This is a genomic window from Coleofasciculus chthonoplastes PCC 7420 (assembly GCF_000155555.1).
Taxonomy (GTDB): Bacteria; Cyanobacteriota; Cyanobacteriia; order Cyanobacteriales; family Coleofasciculaceae; genus Coleofasciculus; species Coleofasciculus chthonoplastes_A.
In genome coordinates this window covers 96,016-114,694 of sequence record NZ_DS989868.1, presented here as the reverse complement: position 1 = coordinate 114,694, position 18,679 = coordinate 96,016, and the positions used below count along the sequence as shown (strand labels likewise).

The following is an 18,679-nucleotide window of genomic DNA, read 5'->3' as shown; positions in this document are numbered from 1 at the left end:
ATCCGGTCATCAAGGGTGGGAATTCTAGTAATTAAGTGATGACACACTTCGCTCAAGTGTCGTTATCGGTCGTAATCTAAGAGATCACTATGCCAGCCACTCCTTTTGCCGACACTGAATTCGACCACGACCAACCTACCTACAGCTTGGATTTGCAGGATAACCACGGCGATATAGACAATTCTGTGGATGAATTCGTTGATCCAGATATAGAAGAGGATATCGACACGACTAGCTTTGCTAAAAGTGCCAACCGCCGTACCACAGATTTGGTGCGGCTATATCTTCAAGAAATCGGTCGGGTTCGTTTATTGAGACGAGATGAAGAAGTATCAGAAGCTCAAAAAGTTCAGCGCTATATGCGATTATTGGACTTGCGAGCTAAGTTCGCCACACCAGAGGAGCCAGTTATTGAGCATTTCGTTCATTTAATCGAAACCCATGACCGTTTAGCCTCTCAGTTAGGTCATCGTCCCTCCTTAGAACGCTGGGCGACAACTGCTGGAGTGGATGTGGCTACCCTGAAGCCAAGTCTAGTAAAAGGGAAACAGCGCTGGGCGGAGTTAGCGGAACTGACGGTTAAGGAACTGGAACAAGTTCAAGCCGAAGGATTGCAGGCGAAAGAACACATGATTAAAGCCAACCTGCGCCTGGTGGTGTCGGTGGCGAAAAAGTATCAAAATCGCGGGCTAGAACTGCTGGATTTGATTCAAGAAGGAACCTTGGGATTAGAACGGGCAGTTGAGAAATTTGATCCGACGAAAGGGTATCGGTTTAGTACCTATGCCTATTGGTGGATTCGTCAGGGAATTACTCGTGCGATCGCGACTCAAAGCCGGACGATTCGCTTACCCGTCCACATTACCGAAAAGCTGAACAAGATTAAGAAAGCCCAGCGGAAGATTTCTCAGGAACAAGGGCGCACCGCCACGATTGAGGATATCGCCAAAGAGTTGGAAATGGATGCGCCCCAGGTACGGGAAGTGCTGATGCGAGTTCCGCGATCGGTTTCCTTGGAGATTAAAGTTGGCAAGGAGAAGGATACAGAACTGGGGGATTTGCTGGAAACCGAGGAAACCTCCCCAGAAGACGTGTTGATGCGCGAGGCTTTACAGCGGGATTTACAGCAACTCCTAGCTGATTTAACCAGTCGTGAACGGGATGTGATTTGTATGCGGTTTGGTTTAGGCGATGGACATCCCTATTCCTTGGCTGAGATTGGGCGGGCGCTGGAACTATCTCGCGAACGGGTGCGGCAAATTGAGGCGAAGGCGTTGCAGAAGTTACGTCAACCCAAGCGGCGGAATCGGGTGCGGGATTATCTGGAAGCGTTGAGTTAAGGGAGTTCCCCACACATTGTAGAGACGCGCCATGGCGCGTCTCTACAGGTACGACAGTACACCAATAACCAATAAATGGTGTCAGGTTTTTCCGCTGCTAGGTGTGTCCTAACCGATGGACTCGTATTATTTAACCAGCGAATACAAATATTCAGATCAAGCAGGTAAGTCAAAATAGCGTCTCCCTTGTCTCATACTCTCCTCGCGGTTCGCGGATTAGGGGTTCTCCTACCCAACCTCCAATCACTTCTTCAAAAAAACCAGGCATCCATTCTGTTTTGGGTTGTGTTGGTTGTAATACTTCAACGCTTCCTTGTGAGAAACGTTCCATAATTGCTAATAACTGGATACCTTTAATAACTACTTCCTCTGGTGAATTGTATTTTCCTGCATTAACCTGACGTTGAATAAACTGTTCTAGTTCTGGAGTTAAAGACACATTCATTGATTTTTACCTTATACCTTATACCTTGTTAATTTTTACTAAGGAATAGGTAGCGAGCAAGATGCTCGCACTACAGGTTTATCCTTCCTAAGCTGTCATGCATTTAAATTGGGAATAGAAACGCGAATAAATCAATCCGTCGCTGAATCACAGACTGGGAAAGGAGTTGAGGGACTTGGGTGAGTAAGGTTTGTAAGTGTCCATGTTCCCAGCGGGTGCGTTGAGTTTTAGCGGCGTCCTGCTGCTGGGGGAGACATCCAGTAACTTTAGCGATCGCGCCTTCATGTACGATACAGTCAGCATCCATGAGTACCACGATATCGGGTGAGTCTGTGGCTAAGTAGGGGCTGCTGAATAAGTCTTGTGGTGGCGAGAGGCAACAGGCAACAGGCAACAGGCAACAGTTTCAACCCCCTGCCAGGGGAAGATCCTGCGATCACGGAGGTAAAAATCCAAGGATTTTGAACTCAAGGGTGTAAAAACCTTGCACTTTCTGGGTGAAAAAAGGGATTGGAACCCTTGTATAGTATAGCTTCCAGATTAATTCAGCAGACCCTAAGTACTTTATCCCGTAGTCTAAGGCATATCCTTTACCTTGGCGTTCTGTATCCTGGCATTACCATTGCGCCTAACTGACGTGCGATCGCGGCAGTTTCATCGGTAAATAACATTCTAAGTCCCGGAGAAACTTAATTCCTACGCGATCGCTAATCACGACTCAGTTACATCCACTGTATCCCGTTCGGTTTTTAACCAGCGACTCTGAGGCTTGATTAGAAAAGCCGGGTAGAGGGAAACCTTCCAGAGAATGTAAAAGGGAACAGCCAAAAGCGTCCGTCCTGGTATATCGGCACGGCAAAACTTAGCCCAAGATCCAATAACGGAGATCAGAATCAGTAGTCCCTCTAATCCCAACACCATCCCTGGTATCCAGGATACTCCCAATACTGCCGCTACGAATGCTCCTCCTGTAGCGGCTGCCCAGATTAAGAGTAACAGCGAAAGGGGGGGTACAGCGAGTTCTAGGGCGAGGGCGAATAGATCCCACCGTCTTTGAGAGATAAATTCTTTTAGCAGTCGAGGAACTTCAGTGAACAGCATTTCTAAGTGACCATGTTCCCAACGGGCTTTTTGGCTTTTGGCGGCTTTATCTTTCATCAGACGCCCTTGGACGTGGGCGTCTTGGCAAAATAAGGGCGGATGTCCAGCAATGGCTAAATCCACAGCCAACTGCATATCATCCACGGTTTTACATCCTGCTAAGGAGATCTTACTCATCAGTGACCACGGTAATGCCATCCCTGAACCCATCAACAAACAAGGTAATCCCAGTCGGGTGAGTCCGACGGGACGGACTAAGTTTTTCACCCGCAGTGATAAAGTTGAGATCAAATCGTTGACTCCAGGATTGTCTGGCTGAGTCATCAGGTAGGTGGCTTGAACCGGGCGTTCTGAAGCCGCTGCTAGTCGGGCGATTTTATCAATTGAACCGGGACTAACTTGGCAGTCGGCGTCAACGAATACCAGTACGTCAGGGGGTTTTGTCTCAATGCAGCGTAAGCCGTAATCTAAGGCGTACCCTTTACCCCTCAAATCCGGATTCTCTCGTTCAATCGCCGTTGCGCCGACTTGACGCACAACCTCGGCTGTGTTGTCGGTACAGTTATCAGCAATGACGATAAGTCGGTCTGAGTCAGTTAACTGAGGGAGTATGGTCTTCAGAGTAGCAGTAATATCAGAGGCTTCGTTGTGTGCTGGTATTAAAATCGTCACCTTGGGGCGGGGGGCTGGCTTCTCTTGTTTGTCTCGGCGTGGTAGGAAGAACGCTGCCATGCATTCAATCAACAGAGTAGCAATGGGGATAAGCAATGCCAAGGCGATCGCGAGTAGGATAATCTGGATCAGGAGAAACAGTGGCTGATTAGTAACCATAGGTTTAAAACCTTTTTTTGAATTATTCTCTGTTTTTATCTGATTGTGTATTGAGTCCAGACTAGAGATGGGTGATAATTTTTGCCGGAACTCCCACGGCTGTTGCGCCTGCGGGTACGTCACAAAGCACGACAGCATTCGCCCCTATTTTGGCATGATCGCCAATCGTAACTTGGCGCAGGATTTTGGCGCCAGCACCGATATCCACATGACCACCAATTTTAACGCCGCTGACAACGGTAACCTGTTGTAGAATTAGGCAGTTGGGTCCAATCGAAGCCTTGGGATGAATTACCACACCAGTTGGATGGGTCAGGAGTAGTCCGCCGCCAAGCTGGCAATCTATGGGAATATCAGCAGCCGTGACAACACTCCAGAAGCGGTGCTGTAGGACGTTAATCCGGCGCAGTAATCCGGCAATAATTCCTCCTTTTGCATGCCATTTTTGATACGCACGGATAGATTTGAGGAGTTGGCGGCTAGGGTCCCACCAGCGGCGCAGTTGTTCGCGACTCCAATCGGGTTCTGTTGCAGAAATGTTGGGGACAGTGACGGATTTAACCATTGTCCTGAGTGTTTCGGGATTTTATGATCTTAGCAGGTACGCCAACGGCTGTTGCGCCTGCGGGGACATCACAAAGCACGACGGCGTTAGCGCCAATATTAGCATCATCACCGATAGTTACGTTACCAAAGATTTTCGCACCCGCACCAACGTTAACGCGATTCCCTATTTTTGGGGCATCGAATGGATGATCTACGTAGCGATTGCCTAGGGTAACGCCTTGACGGATAATACAATCATCGCCAATTGTACAATCGCCGTGAATCACAATTCCATGTTGATGTTCGATGATCACACGACGACCCAGTTGAACGCTATAGGGTAATTCTATGCCATAGGTATTACGCATTTTGCGATATAATGCCCGGTAAAGAATGCTAAACGGCGCTCGTAAGAGTTTGGGTTGAATTTGCATACGCCAGACTCCAAAGCGCTGAATCGCAACGGCGCGGAATCCCGGTCGAGTCCAGTCGCGATCGTGGGCAATCCAGTCTTCTTTGATTTGTTGCCAGAGTCCGAGATTGTTAAGGACTGATTCTTTGGCGATGGTTTGTATATCTGGTTGCGTGACCATAGTTTTTCTTGTTAACGGGGCGGTTAAAACCGCAGCTACACAAACGAAACCCGCCTGCGCGGGTTTCCACACCTCTGGATTAGTCCGCGTAGGCGGACTTTGTTTGTCTAGCCGCGATTTCCAATCGCCATGGCTGGAACTCCTTGCTCCCCTCTCCCCAGGGTGGGAGAGGGGCTGGGGGTGAGGGGTTTAGCTTAAGTTGACACGGATGGATATTAACGTGCCCCTACTGGCGTGACACTATGATACACCGCCTTTGAGGAACACGCTATTGCGGAGAAAATCTCCCAGGAGTTGGGGCGGATCAGTATCGGGTTTCCGTTGAACTACCCGGCGCAAGCGCCACAGGGTAAACCCTGAAGCCCAAAAAATATCAGCACAGGAGGCATACAGCCAACCGTAATTTTTGATAAAATACCGTCGTCGGGAATCAAACCAGTATTGGGGGCGGCGTTTCGGTGGGCGTTTAGTGTCGGTAACACCCGAACTTTGTCCAACTAGGTGGACAACCCGACTTTCGGGAACATACCAGCAACTCCAACCTGCTTTTTTTGCTTGTAGGCAAAAGTCCATTTCTTCGTAGTACATGAAGTAGGCTTCATCAAGTAAGCCCACCTGCTCGAATACTTCTCGACGAATAATCATACTAGCACCCGCGACCCAGTCAGTGGGACAAGCTTGTTCGGGAACGGGGGGCCACACGACCCATTTTGTCAAGACTTTTGAGACTAAACCAAGACGTAAACTGCTATCAAGTTCACTCAGGGCGGTGTGAAAGCGAAAGGCTGAACATTGGGGAGTGCCATCGGGATCTTCTAGGCGACTTCCGGCGATTCCTACGTCAGGATGTTCGTTCATGAAGTTGACTAAGGTTTTGATGGCATTAGGGCGTGCGATCGTATCGGGGTTTAGGAGTAGGATGTAGGGAGGGGAATTGGTGGACTCCAGGGCTGAACGAATGGCGGCATTGTTGCCGAAAGCGTAACCGCCGTTGTGATCTAATGGCATAACGGATGCCCAATCCCCCCAACCTTCGGTTTTTATAGCGGTGCTGATTTGCTCGACTGAACCGTCGCCAGAAGCGTTGTCAGTAACAACAACGCGAGTACCGGGTAGGGATTGAACGTCATTGACTACCGAGTGGAGGCAATCGATAGTCATACCAGGGGTGCGATAATTGAGGATGATTACGAGTAGGGGATAGGAATGATAAGGTTGAGTCATATTTTCATTCAGTTAACATCCACTCGAACTTATAGCAATCCTATTTAGGTTGTGGCAATTTTCAAAAATGAAACCCTTGCTATACCTGGCTTTCGAGCTTTTCGCTTGTTGCATCCTATTTAGGATTGCTATAGTTCCTTTCAACATCGCTTCTAGTTCGTCGTAATTTTCCACAATTTCGCAGATGGGGAATGGATTCGTTCGCTGGTTGAGAATATCAACCGCCATCGGCTCGACTTGGATGAATTCGCATATCTTACGATAGGCAATACGGGGATCAGGAAGGATATCGTCTTCGTAGGTCAGCCAAAGTGACGATTTGTCCTCCAGAAGTGATTCGAGTTGGCGATAGGTTTGATCGATTTCCTCTAAGCAATTGATTAAAGGCTTGGGATTGTAGACAATACCAAAGGCTACTTGGTGCAAATCCACTCGTGTCCGGGTCAATTTAGCTTTGCTCTTCAAATTGAGATGTCGAATTTTAGTTTGAGAGCCAAGAATTGCTGAGATTATCCGCCGCAGGTAGTTTTTGCGCTCCAAAACAATGAACTGTTCTATTCCTAGTTCCGGGAGTTCATTGACTAGCTGGGGTAGGGTTTGATGGAGGATTGCCAGTTGCTGTTCAGGATGGACTTTCACCTCAAAGCCGTAGAAGCGGTTACCCGCAACCAGCATTTGTTGACGGAAGAATGTCTTTGTATCAAAGGGTTTGAGTTGACCTTTGTTGAAACCATACTGCCTGAAAACAACTTCACCATCCCAGTAGATTTTTGGGTGTTGGTCAAGTAGGTTGCCAACAACGGTACTGCCGCATCTGCCGACGTGAAACATGGCAACGCTACCCAATCGCCAGTGGGATGGTAGCCAGCCGATTACTTGGTCGAAGGTGCGAGCCAGTTTTCTGGCGCGTTTAGCCCATGGCTTGGGAAGTGTGGAAGGGATTGGGTTTCGCAGTTTTCGGGTTAGTTTTTGTGGCATTGGGCTAAGATATTACTCTTAAATTGGTTGTTTTTAGCTTAACTTTTTTTGAGTAGAGGGTTCTAGGTCTTGGCGCTTATCTTCAGTTCTTATAGCTTTATAGCGTTTATGAGGACTACTTCTTAAGTTTTCTGCTCTCCTCACCAGGTATAACGAGTCCCTAAAAGTTCATATAGCTTCTCATTAAACGGAACAAAATAATTCTTTAGTCGTTCCAGGACTTGCTCATCGCCAGAACTTCTCACATACTTTGCTGCGGCATATTTTTCGTTTTGAAACTGCTTGATTTTCTCATCCGGAAAGGGTTCGATGTTTAAAAAATCGCAGATTTGCTGGAGGGCTGAACCTAAATCGTTGCTCAACTGCTCGAAGTTCAAGACGAGAATATTATTTTTGTCAAAATAAGTATAGTAATTTTCGAGTTGTTGCCCATACTTTCCCCGGTCTAGATAGTTATAAGGATATTTAGGGAGAGGTAATTCTGGATTAAATTCTTGTTCAATGGCTTGAGCAAAGGTTCTTTGATCAGCCCGTTCTCTCAAATGTTTCAGAGGTAGACTGGAATAGCTATGATACATCTGCCATGCTGAATAAGCGCGATCGACAGGATTTCTCAGGATGGCAATCATCTTAATATTGCCCAAGTCTTGCTTGATGAGCTTCGGGATATGCTTATAGTAGAGATAACTGGGGGAATCTTCAAAGGTTAGCTTATCCCCTTTCCGCAGCTTGGATGGGAAATGACCTACGTACCAGCCGAAGCCTTTACGATGGTTGCCAGGGTTGTCAAAGTAGTAGGTTTCTCGACTTTTATGGGTGACGAGGATTTGAGGATGCTGAATGAGATAGCGATACAGTGAAGTTGTTGCTGCTCTTTGCACTCCAATTACTAAAAAGTCCGGTTGAGACTTAATAATTGGATAGATGGGATAGACGACTTTTTTGATTGCTTGTTTTATCATTGAGTCATTCTTAGCCAGAGAAACTTTAACCGAACCAGTTTCACCAATTATAGCGCTCCCCTAACAGGGTATACAGCTTTTCATTAAAAGGAACAAAATAACGTTTCAGAAACTCTAGCTTTTCCTCATCGGCAGGATTTTTTTTAAATTTATACTTACCTTTATTATACTTTTCCTGCTGTAAACTTTGAAGTGTTCCCTGAGAAAATTGTTCTATTTCTAAAAAATCGCATACCTGATTTAGTACTATCCCTAAATCGGTACGGAACTGATCCATATTGAGAACTAAAATACTTTCTTTATCAAAATAGTTATAATAATTTTCTAAATTTTGTCCATATTTACCTCTACCCACATAATCATAACGAAAAGGGTATTTCGCATGATCGAAATTTGGGCTGAATTCTTCTTCAATCGCCTCTGCAAAAGTTCTTTTGTCATAAAATCGCCTTAAATGAGCATTATCAATATCGGCAAAACTATGAAACATCTGCCATGCTGAATAAGCACGAGAGACTGGTTCTCTCAATACGGCAATCATTTTAAGGTTTCCTAAATCTTTTTTAATCCGTTCAGGAACAAATTCGTAAGAAAGGTAGTTAGGTGAGGCATCACAGGTCAGTTTATCTCCTTTCCGAAGTTTAGAGGGAAAATGCCCTAAATACCAACCAAAGCCCAGATTGTAATGTTCGGGTCTATCAAAATAACGAACTTCTTTCCAGCCAATGTTGCCAAAGATTTGGGGATGTTGAGTTAGATAGTTATATAAGGAGGTAGTTCCAGCCTTCTGCTCTCCAATAATCAAAAAGTCAGGTCTGGACTTAATGATTGGATAGGTGATATCCTTGATCAATCGCTTTATCATTGATGAATTTCCATGTATAGTCAGGATAGCGGTGATTTTATTATTATATTCAGTATATAAGTAGTCGGACAAAAGAAAACGGTACTGTATTAAGTTCTGTAAACCGCCCTCAAACCCTTACTGTTCCCTGTTCCCTAATCTCAACCGTTAAGTTTAATTGTGTCCACCTACTTAGTATAAATACACGGAAGCGGCGATAGAGTGATGGAGTTGCATGGTGGTGAATGTACAATAGATAACTCTGGAAGCTCTTCGCCGCTGTTCGATAGTCCATATAATGAGACTAGCTGGTTTATTGGGAGCATCCCGTTTTGGAAAAAGCATTCCCCAAGGTCACGGCACTGCAATGGTTTCAGCGCATTTAAAACAGCTAACGTGCAAAACTGGGATGCTCCCGGTTTATTAACCTTTTTTCTTGGTCTTCTTCTGTTTGCGGGAATAGGCGCGTTTGAGCAAGGGGATAAATCCTAGTGCTGTACCTGTACCAAGTACAGTCAGGGGTTCAGGAACAGCAGTGGCTTGACTTCCATTGGTAATCACTCGTATTGGATCTAATCCCAGAGGACCTGCTGATATATAGAATGATAAAGTATTTCCGTCAAAACTAACCACATCAGTGAGTTCATCTCTTGTGTTATTTGTATCTAAACCCCTGCCATTTAAATTGTAGGTAGTATCTGCTAAACCCAGTAGGTTACTAGTGGATTTAAACTGAAATCTATGCCCTACAATACCTAAAATTTCGCTGTCAAACTCGATTGTACCCTCCCAGTAAGTACGCCCATCCCCTGGTGGATCGAAGAATAGAAAGTGACTATTGACAGAAGAACCAGTAGGAATCAGAACGTTCGGATCAATGTTTGCTTTTGACAGATCAAATCCATCCCATGCCATAACGTCCTCAGAGAGGGTAACATTCTGCTGTTCATTAAAAGATAAAACATTCTTACTTTCAAGCAAGTTCAATTGTACAGTTGAGGGAGCAGGATCAAGGACTGTGATATCCACGGGTTCGATAGGAAGTCCGCTCCTAGTCAGTAAATTAGCAGAACCTCCAACTATTGCTGCCTGAGCCTGGTTAGCTGCAAGTACAGTCAAGCTAACAGCAGCTAGCTGTAAACATTTTACTAGGGTATTCATTGTTGTTACCTGTGTCATCTTCGAGTCCTTTGACTTGATTCTTCTGTTAAATTGTCCCATTAAGTCGGGCGATGGATGTTCCCCAGTGGGGTCATTCCTGGCTCTGGTTGCCGTAACTCCCTGCTGACAGACAGGTTGTTGCAACAGCCAGAGTGTTACTTTATTTCTACAATTGTTGTACACCAATTTCCTCCGCCTAGGGGAAGAGCTTATGTTCAACGATAGCAAATCCAGCCAGATGGGAATATAAAGCTTGTGTAAAATATGTATATATTATGTATGAAGATTGTGTAAAGTTAACTTGATGAATAGGCTGAGCGCTAGAGTAAAGAGTTACCAAGAGCAACTTTGGCGATAAGTTGGGTACACAGATATCTTGCACCATTTTCAATTAGCCATTTGACCCCTCCCCTAAAAGCTATGCATTAGTCACATCTTTCTTAACAATTTTTTGGGAGAGGGGGTGGTAAGGGGTTTGGGGTGTTAGGTGTTTCGCCTTGTTGAGAGCGGTGCAAAATGTAAAGAACCTTTTTCTCCATACCTCTATTTAGGGTCTGCTGAATTAATCTGGAAGCTATACTATACAAGGGTTCCAATCCCTTTTTTCACCCAGAAAGTGCAAGGTTTTTACACCCTTGAGTTCAAAATCCTTGGATTTTGAACTCCGTGATCGCAGGATCTTCCCCTGGCAGGGGGTTGAAACTGTTGCCTGTTGCCTGTTGCCTGTTGCCTCTCGCCACCACAAGACTTATTCAGCAGCCCCTATTTAGGCTTGGAAAAAACCCCTGAAATCGGTTGTCCATCGCTCTTGGGAAGTTGCACATCCAGCAGAGAAGCAATTGTTGGTGCCAAGTCTATCAGCGATATAGGCTGTTTGAGTCGCTTGGGTTCAATGCATGATCCTAAAACACAGAAAAGCCCACCCGGTTTGTGATCTCCAGTCCGGCTATCCCAATAAACCTTGTCAATTTTCCCGATTTTGGCAGAGGAAACAGAAGCAATGGGCGCATTCCGGTTCCACTCAACTAAAATATCAGGATGACCCATGGGACGTTACGACCGGCTCGACTGAGAACATTCCAGAAGGGTTCCCAGGGAAACCCAAACGGTTTTATCTCATAAGTACCTGGTTGAATCTGCTGCGCCCAATAACGACCATGTTGAGCGGGTGAAACGCCACTTAAAAAAGTAGGCCAGTGGCAACCATTGATTCCGGGTGGGTCATGAGTGATTCCCCAAGCCCCTTTTTTCAGCAGAGATTGGAAAGTCGGCAGCAAACCCTCATCTGCCCACTGCAGGATTAGATCTCTGTCTGCTCCATCAATACCAATAAAAAGAATTTTTGCTGGAGTCATGGTAGTTAGGTATTTTTGCCGAATCGGCTTTAAAGACTATTATCTTAAATCTTATATTATTGCTGCTTCATTCTTCTGAAGAGCATCCAGAACCCCAGAGCTATACCAGAGCCAAGAATAGTGAGCGGTTCAGGTACGGAAGCTACGACTGGGCTTCCAGAGGTGATCACCCGAAATGGCTCGGTTCCTGAGCGAGCCTCTATAAAAAATGTTAATAGATTGTCTTCAAACGTCACGACATCACCCTGTTTTCGATCTAAACCAGCCGAAATTTGATAGTTAGTATTGTCCAAACCTACTAATTGGGTAGTCGGTTGATAGCGACCATTACTATAACCGCTAACTATACCAAGAATTGGTGCGTCAAATTGGATTTGACCCGACCATTCAAACTGTCAAGTTTCCGCCATCAAAATTATCAAAATTACCCAAGATTATCCCTTGCGGAGGTGGCTCAATAATTTTTAATTCCAAATTACCTGGAGGTTGATTGGGAGCATCCCATTTTGGAAACACTATTCCCAAAAGCAACGATATTTCAAGGGTTTCAGCCCCCTAAAAACAGCTAACGCGCCAAATTGGGATGCTCCCGGTTGATTTACATATCCTCCCTCAACGTTGCTTCTAATAATGGCTGCATCTGATGGGTGAGCAGCTAGCACGGTAGCGCTAAGAGCGGCTAAGGGTAAACCTTTAATGAGGGTATTGATTATTTTTGTTTGTGTCATCTTGGGCGATGCATCAATACCAATCCCTTGCTTGCTTCAACTACTTGGTTAAGTTATCGCGCTATCCATGACAGCTTCACTCCTTCCCAGGGGTAAAGGTTTCCCCTGCAACCGTTCCGGAATCGGCGCACCCATCAACTCTAGAATCGTTGGACCCAAATCCATGACATGACCTTCTGATAAACTCGACCCCGCCTCAATACCCGAACCCAACGCCATAATAAACCCTTCTGGACGATGACTCCCTCCCCGATAAGGCGGTAGAGGACCAAACCGCCCATACTCAGGACTATCCATCACATCCGTAGGATACTCTTCCTGCCATACCACAATCAAATCAGCATCCGGCAACTTCGGATCACGCTCATTCGGATAGTTCCTCGTCCGCACAATCCGCTTAACCATCGGTATCCCCTTACGGGCATCTTTGAGCGCATAAAGCTTCTCACACAACTCATCACACAGAGCATGATACTCCGACGGTGGCACAATCCCTTGCGGTTCTCGCCCCTGAAGATTAATCCTTACATACCCTTCAGCAAAACTGGGTAGGGCAAATGCCTTCATTGAGGGCCACAGGGGTTTATACCATTGAGCTGGATTCCACGGTACCACTCGCTCCCCTTGGCGTTTAAGTTGGAATGAGGAGATTAAATCCGGTTCCTGAGTCGAATCAAGCCAGGGTTCAATCAACTTAAACAGTCGAGACGGCGTTTCCCGCCGCAGAAAACGTCGAATGGGATTCGGATCGTACTTCGTTCCCCATAAATGCCGCTCCCACCAGTTCCATTTCATCTTGGTTAACAGGGGTGGCAAGGGATCTGAAGTTTTTGCGTAGCCAAGTCCCCATTTACCGGGAAAATTATAGCGATAAAGAAACTCAGGCAGATAGACAAAGCTGGGTAAATCAATCGTCGCGGCGCCCGTACCATGAGCAGAAAACAGAACAATATAAGCATCATCAGGCGCCTTACTCAAAATCTCCCCGATCGCACGATCCATTTCCTGGTAAACTGCCAGCAAGGGGTCATGGGAAACACGGGATCTTAGAGATTCATACAACGGATGATCCGGTTGACTCAAGTGCCAAAACAGATGACCCCCAGAATGTGGGTCGTTGAATACCGTCAAAAATAAGTCCCAGTTTTCCCGTTCTAACAAATCCTGGCAAATCGCCGATCGCCGTTCAATGCCAACCTTTAACCGTTCCTCAACCTGAAAGGTTTTCGGCAAATCCAGACACACCGAATAATCGTTGTGCAATGCTGGACTGGCGCCATGCTGATCAACCAATTCTTGATACAGGGATTTGGGTATTGAACCACTTTCGACTTGAGGAGAGTGCGCTCCCCAAGCACCAACCTGTACCCCATTAATCTTATCGGTCAGCCGCACCTGGGGAACGTCAAATGCGGCGACTCGATACTCCTCACCCAAGGCGTAAAAGGCAGGATATTCTTGAAAATCATACGCCGCGAGGGTTTCAAAGTTGTATGTTCCTTCCCGCAATCCCATGTGCGCCCAAAACCCCGTCTTTTGAGGTGGATTCCCGGTAGCAAAGGTTGTCCAGGCGGTTTCCACATTCGAGTCTCGGAAATTATCCAGACGCCCATAGATACCCTGCTGCCGCAGACGGCTAAGATTTTTTAGGTATCCTTGCGCCATCCACTTTTCCAGTAGGGACGGCTCAGCGGCATCTAGCCCGATGGCGATAACCGGATGCTTGCCCTTGACCATGAAGTTAGCCTCGGTTGAGTGCAATATTCTGTGTCTACAATTTAGCAGAAGATTGGAGATTGAGTAAATACTATAGTTTTGTGGCTGGCAACAGTGCTGTAACCACTGTGGAATAGGGTGTAGTGGCGTGGCACACCTTATTTGATGGATTAGAATTACGCCCAGAAACCGTACTGACTTTTCACGTCCTCTAGAAAAATCGATATCAAACCTAACCCCCCAGCTCCCTTCCCTCGCAGGGAAGGGGGAGAATTCAAAGCCTCTCTCCTTGCAGGAGAGAGGTTTGGAGAGAGGTTTTCCAGATCCCGTGAAAAGTAAGGGAAACCTTAGGGGCGCAAAGCTTTGCGCCCGATTCAATGGTAAAATCTCTTCCACAATTTTAGCTGTGTCATGCCAGTAGTAACCCCAAAAGCCTTGATATACGGTGCGTTACGCTTCGCTAACGCACCCTACGGGTTGACACCGTACCCTTTCTAATCCAGTCCGCGCAGGCGGACTTGGTTTGTGTAGCAGCGACTTCGAGTCGCCAGGGCTTCTCAATCCAGCATATCTCCAATGATCTGAGACATTCTTTCCCCCCACTTATCCCAATTCAAACGCTGATCATATTCCCGCCGACAAGAATGAACCAACTGCTCATAGCGATTCGGTTCTGAAACGATATCCGCAATTAAACGAGCATACTCCGCTCCTGACGCCGAAAGCGATAACATATAACCATTTTCCCCCGACTTGACAATCGTTGGAATACCACCCACATCCGTGGTCAACACGGGTAAACCAAACGCATTGGCTTCACAAATCACAATGGGTGAACATTCTGCACGAGTAGGGAAAACAAAAAAATGTGACTTCAGAAACAACTCATTCAGTTTTTGTCGCTGCTGGGGTACATTTTTATTTAAATAAGGAATCACCGTCAATTTTTCATGCTTAACCGGCGGCACCGTTCCCACAACCACTAGCTCCGCCTCTACCCCTCGCTGAAGTAAAGCCACTAGGGTTTCAAAGGCAATAGTTCCCCCCTTCCTCTGCCAATCTTTGCCCACAAATAACAACTGACAGGGTGAACCCAGTTTTCGGGATAGGGCTTGCTCCGCTGAAGGCGGGTCATCTAAATTTGCACCAAAGGGAATTACCTCAACCTTAGCCGCATCCGCCTGGTAATCTTCTATAGCTGAATAAGCTGCCCACTCGGAGGAATAAACTAATTTACTGACTTTTGAGAGGGTTATCCTTTCTAGCCGTTCTTTCCATTCTATTTCTTGATTATCTAAATTTAAAGAATAATATTTTTGATATAGTTTTAAGGTAGTATCTGAACAATAAACAATTGGCAAATTGGTTTGAAAGAAACTTAATTCTTCTGAAGCAACGGGAGCAAATAGGACATCACAAGTTCGTTGAATAAGCTGCTTTTGTACCTCATAAGCAAATTTAGTATACTCAACCAGATAATCTGGGGAACCTATTTTCCGAGACGTCTTATTTTTCATTACCCGATGCCAAATTTGCCGCCAGCGATAAGGGGTTTGGGGATTTCCTAACTCCACCACCTGAAGGTCGGTTGCTTTTAATGCTCTATACATCGAGTTGAGGGTACCCGAAAAGGCATTTCTATCTAAGTAATTACGAGACGATAAAAATCCAACTCGATAGCTTGGCATTGTTGACCTACCTGAATAGTTTCCGAGAAATTATATTTTTTTGCCCAAAGTATAACGTAATTTAGTAGAATATCGCTTCACGTAAACCTTCTTCCTTCTTAAAGACTGGGTAAGCTCCTCTGACCCGAGTTTTCAGCCGTTCAAGGCGACTGGTTGTCCCACCACTGAGACATCAAGCTGCTATCCAGAATGCGCTGGACTAACTCGATCTGCTCTGGCTCTAACTTCTTATACCATGCCGTCGCGATCGCGTTAGAACTTGATGCACTTTCAGCTATCTCCGCTTCGATGTCCTTTGTCCAGGGTAGATGACATTTCTCATAAACATGCTTCGCCACCTCAATAGGATTAGCAACCAAGTCCTCGTAGACAAGCTGCACATAGTTGGGACGTCCCTCACCTGTAGTATGAATGGTTTCGCTAGCATAGCGCCAATACCACAACTCCGATTCCTCGACAGACATGGCGTCTATCTCACCAAACCGTTCAGCCCATTCGGGTTCATGTTTAACAATTTCCCTGAGGCGTTCCCGGTTATCCTGCTTAACCACCGTAATATCCTGATCTGCCCAATAGCGACGACTCATCGAATTCAAAAATCCGCCCGGATGTCGGACAATATGAATCACTAGAACATCAGGACGGTTGCGTAAAACCCAATCCGCCCAGGCTGGTGCCATGTTAATTTTTAAAACAGTCAAAGCCTGCTTCAGGGCATCCGGGTGAGCAAACCACCACGGTACTAACCATTCCGGTTGTCCTAACCGAGGAAATACAGAGGAAAGGAACTGACGTCCCCCACGTTTACCCAGAATCAAACCACCGCCTAACCGACGCACAGGTTCATAGATATGGGACTTCCGACGAGTGCCAATTCTGTCGCGATCGCCCATACTTAAGCTAGCGGAGGCAACGGCTTGATCCCACTCCGATGGGAAAGAATCATCAAGGGGGTGTCGGACAGTAGGCGAGGGAAGTTGGGCGAGAGAGGAGTCCTTTAACTTATCCAGTTCATTGCGACAATGAGTATGGGGGCTTAGGTCGAGGAGGTCGAGCAACCAGTTTGTTCCAGAACGCCCTTGTCCGACAATTAAAATATAGTTTGATTCCATCGCCTTGTGTTTCATGTTTTTATAGCTGATTAGGGCTTAAGCAGACCTAAACCGGAGTGGTGTAAAACAATTTACCATCTTGCCGCCCCAGATACTCTTTAGCTACTTTTTGATTTGATTCTTCAAATTCCTTAAGGAGATTAATTCGCTCTTGAGTTGACATTAATTCATTGCTGATTAAAAAGTCAGGCAATTTTCCTATTAGCCTTGAAATTGGATTCTCAGATATTAAAAATCTATAGTATAGTCCAGTCACCTTTTTCTTTTCTATAGACATCATACCTATTGTTATATTATTCAACAAGCGGATGATTTTTATTTTTTTTATAGATGGCGAAATATTACTGGACTGACCTTTCTTAAACTCTAATTTATTGGTATCTAGGTTTATAGACTGCAAGAAATTATTAAGCAATCCCTCTGATAACTGCTCTTTTTCATACACTCTAACAATTATATTCTCCTTGCCAAATGCCTGTTTCCACGGCTCTAAAATTTGATAATAATCAGCATAAGCTTTATTATCTAAAATATGCTTTTTAACACTATCCCAATGGTGAGCTGTTTTTATGGCTTGACAGTACAAAGAGCTAAAATACTCATCCTGCCTTCTTAGATAAACGATTATTTTCGGGCAGAATTCCGACATATAATCTCTCAGTTTACTAACATCATCAAAGTATAATCGACTAAAGTTTTCTGAACTGATTACAGCTTTGTCAGGCTTTTCAGACTTAATTTCTTTGAGCAGATATTCCCATGCATCAAAATTGAGACCCCAAGGTTTATCTTTACCCTTATTTTGAAGCAAATCATGGTGACTCACTGGGGATGATGGGTATAAAACACGTTTTGATAAAAGGTTTTGCCTATTTCTTGACAAGAATTTCTGTATAGTTGTTGTTCCCGTTTTGTGGGTGCCAATGTGAAGATAAATTGTAGTCATATTGATTATGCTTAAGGATAACTTAGTAGGACATCCAGTTTCTAGTACCTTGGCTAAATTTAAATACCACGCTTTCCTAATCGTTTAAATCGTCAAACCTTAGACAATACCGCCTAAATAATTGGCTCTAAAGTGGAGTAAAACAGTTGACCGCTTTCTCGTTCAAGATACTCCTGGGCTACTCGGCGATTGGATTCTGCAAATTCCTGCAAAAGGTTAATTCTATCTTGAACTGAAATTAACTCATCGCTGATTATTGAATTAGGTATTTTCAAGATTAAGTTTGATACTGAATTATCAGTGGATAAAACGTCATGGTATAAGCTGACCATTTTCCTTTTTAGGCGCTTCTGAATAGCCGTATTACCTCCATTGATTTTATTCAAACGTTGCATTATCTTTGTCGCTTTTCTGCTTTGGGAAACATTAGAAGAAAGAGAAAAAGAATTGTACTTCATTTGACTTGCCTCTAGAGGGAAATCAATCGAATTTAGAAAATCATTGATTAATCCATTTTTAAATTGGCTTTTTTCATAGACTCTAATGATTAAATTTTCTTGACCAAAGTATTGACGCCACATTTGAAGTAAATTGTAATAATCTCCGTAAGGCTTGTTTTCTTTAATAAACTCCTGAAGGGTACAGCTTTCTAAACCCATCTTTACTTTTTCACAATAAAGAGATGTCAAATAGTCATCTTGCTTTCTGAGATAAATGACAATTTTAGTTTCATACTCGGATAGATAATTTTTTAAGTTAGAAATTTTCTCCGACTCTAATATTAGAGTAAAATATTCGGCGCTGATAATAACATTTTCACTACCAAGCGTCTTAATTTCTTGCTGAACATCCTCCCAGACAGAGGAAGGCAAAATGCCTGTTTCTTCTTGGGTTAATTCATGGGCTAGCTTGTGGTGACCCACACGGATTTGCGGGAAAGAACTAGCATTAGGTCTACCGGTGAGGGGATATAAAAAACCTTTATCCAATAAATTGTCCCTGTTGTCTAGTAAAAAACTTTGTATAGAACTTGTCCCTGTTTTTGGCAAACCAATGTGTAAATAAATTGTAGTCATATTAGATATAAAAGGGTGTCAAGCACGATAGGA

The 18,679-nt window shown here is 44.8% G+C and carries 19 protein-coding genes and 1 pseudogene; 1 reads left to right on the top strand and 19 read right to left on the bottom strand.

All coding sequences use genetic code 11. The features are described 5' to 3' along the window. Nucleotides 1-89 precede the first annotated feature (89 nt). Complete coding sequence (gene sigC, locus MC7420_RS29200) at nucleotides 90-1,340, top strand: RNA polymerase sigma factor SigC (RefSeq protein WP_006105168.1); 1,251 nt, start codon at nucleotides 90-92, stop codon at nucleotides 1,338-1,340. On the opposite strand, the gene MC7420_RS41965 is transcribed toward sigC, so the two are convergent. The 19 genes and pseudogenes from MC7420_RS41965 to MC7420_RS29110 form a co-directional block, all read right to left on the bottom strand. Continuing rightward, complete coding sequence (locus MC7420_RS41965; RefSeq protein ID WP_198016589.1) at nucleotides 1,337-1,513, bottom strand: hypothetical protein; 177 nt, start codon at nucleotides 1,511-1,513, stop codon at nucleotides 1,337-1,339. The two genes, sigC and MC7420_RS41965, sit on opposite strands and share 4 nt — an antisense overlap. Next, a complete protein-coding gene (locus MC7420_RS41960) occupies nucleotides 1,510-1,785 on the bottom strand; it encodes a ribbon-helix-helix domain-containing protein (protein ID WP_006105030.1) in 276 nt (91 codons plus the stop codon). The genes MC7420_RS41965 and MC7420_RS41960 overlap by 4 nt, the downstream gene beginning before the upstream one ends. Before the next feature lie 121 nt (nucleotides 1,786-1,906). Next, nucleotides 1,907-2,056, bottom strand: a pseudogene (locus MC7420_RS44345) (glycosyl transferase); the annotation flags it as partial. A 440-nt stretch (nucleotides 2,057-2,496) separates the two neighbouring features. After that, a complete protein-coding gene (locus tag MC7420_RS29185) occupies nucleotides 2,497-3,717 on the bottom strand; it encodes a glycosyltransferase family 2 protein (RefSeq protein WP_006105069.1) in 1,221 nt (406 codons plus the stop codon). 61 nt (nucleotides 3,718-3,778) lie between these two features. Continuing rightward, complete coding sequence (locus MC7420_RS29180) at nucleotides 3,779-4,282, bottom strand: serine O-acetyltransferase (RefSeq protein WP_006105025.1); 504 nt, start codon at nucleotides 4,280-4,282, stop codon at nucleotides 3,779-3,781. Beyond that, nucleotides 4,275-4,856 (bottom strand): serine O-acetyltransferase, encoded by a 582-nt coding sequence (locus MC7420_RS29175; RefSeq protein ID WP_006105063.1) that lies wholly within the window; start codon nucleotides 4,854-4,856, stop codon nucleotides 4,275-4,277. The genes MC7420_RS29180 and MC7420_RS29175 overlap by 8 nt, the downstream gene beginning before the upstream one ends. Nucleotides 4,857-5,096: 240 nt before the next feature. After that, nucleotides 5,097-6,080 carry a glycosyltransferase family 2 protein gene (locus MC7420_RS29170; RefSeq protein ID WP_006105001.1) on the bottom strand — a complete coding sequence of 328 codons (984 nt, stop codon included), beginning with the start codon at nucleotides 6,078-6,080 and terminating at the stop codon, nucleotides 5,097-5,099. Between the two features lie 12 nt (nucleotides 6,081-6,092). Beyond that, entirely contained in the window at nucleotides 6,093-7,058 is a 966-nt protein-coding gene (locus tag MC7420_RS41955) for a hypothetical protein (RefSeq protein WP_198016588.1), read from the bottom strand. A gap of 140 nt (nucleotides 7,059-7,198) precedes the next feature. Then, nucleotides 7,199-8,020 (bottom strand): sulfotransferase family protein, encoded by an 822-nt coding sequence (locus MC7420_RS29160; RefSeq protein ID WP_006105170.1) that lies wholly within the window; start codon nucleotides 8,018-8,020, stop codon nucleotides 7,199-7,201. Between the two features lie 40 nt (nucleotides 8,021-8,060). After that, the gene (locus tag MC7420_RS29155; protein ID WP_044210408.1) at nucleotides 8,061-8,885 is read right to left on the bottom strand and encodes a sulfotransferase domain-containing protein; all 825 of its coding nucleotides are present in this window, start codon (nucleotides 8,883-8,885) and stop codon (nucleotides 8,061-8,063) included. A gap of 402 nt (nucleotides 8,886-9,287) precedes the next feature. Continuing rightward, nucleotides 9,288-10,025 (bottom strand): PEP-CTERM sorting domain-containing protein, encoded by a 738-nt coding sequence (locus tag MC7420_RS29150; protein WP_044210406.1) that lies wholly within the window; start codon nucleotides 10,023-10,025, stop codon nucleotides 9,288-9,290. A 762-nt stretch (nucleotides 10,026-10,787) separates the two neighbouring features. Beyond that, nucleotides 10,788-11,072 carry a hypothetical protein gene (locus MC7420_RS41950; protein WP_006105094.1) on the bottom strand — a complete coding sequence of 95 codons (285 nt, stop codon included), beginning with the start codon at nucleotides 11,070-11,072 and terminating at the stop codon, nucleotides 10,788-10,790. Then, nucleotides 11,051-11,380: an alkaline phosphatase family protein gene (locus MC7420_RS41945; RefSeq protein WP_006105184.1), complete on the bottom strand. Its 330-nt coding sequence runs from the start codon at nucleotides 11,378-11,380 to the stop codon at nucleotides 11,051-11,053. Before MC7420_RS41945 ends, MC7420_RS41950 begins: the two co-directional genes overlap by 22 nt. A 56-nt stretch (nucleotides 11,381-11,436) precedes the next feature. Further along, entirely contained in the window at nucleotides 11,437-11,550 is a 114-nt protein-coding gene (locus tag MC7420_RS44190) for a PEP-CTERM sorting domain-containing protein (RefSeq protein ID WP_390436050.1), read from the bottom strand. Nucleotides 11,551-12,156: 606 nt separating this feature from the next. Further along, nucleotides 12,157-13,845, bottom strand: coding sequence for an alkaline phosphatase family protein (locus tag MC7420_RS29130; protein WP_006105006.1), 1,689 nt, complete (start codon nucleotides 13,843-13,845; stop codon nucleotides 12,157-12,159). Nucleotides 13,846-14,381: 536 nt separating this feature from the next. Then, nucleotides 14,382-15,512, bottom strand: a complete 1,131-nt coding sequence (locus tag MC7420_RS29125; RefSeq protein ID WP_006105114.1) for a glycosyltransferase family 4 protein — start codon at nucleotides 15,510-15,512, stop codon at nucleotides 14,382-14,384. Between the two features lie 140 nt (nucleotides 15,513-15,652). Next, complete coding sequence (locus MC7420_RS29120; protein WP_232231811.1) at nucleotides 15,653-16,624, bottom strand: sulfotransferase; 972 nt, start codon at nucleotides 16,622-16,624, stop codon at nucleotides 15,653-15,655. A gap of 46 nt (nucleotides 16,625-16,670) precedes the next feature. Next, nucleotides 16,671-17,570, bottom strand: a complete 900-nt coding sequence (locus MC7420_RS29115; RefSeq protein WP_006105035.1) for a hypothetical protein — start codon at nucleotides 17,568-17,570, stop codon at nucleotides 16,671-16,673. 113 nt (nucleotides 17,571-17,683) lie between these two features. Continuing rightward, nucleotides 17,684-18,646: a sulfotransferase domain-containing protein gene (locus tag MC7420_RS29110; protein ID WP_071777269.1), complete on the bottom strand. Its 963-nt coding sequence runs from the start codon at nucleotides 18,644-18,646 to the stop codon at nucleotides 17,684-17,686. Nucleotides 18,647-18,679 lie beyond the last annotated feature (33 nt).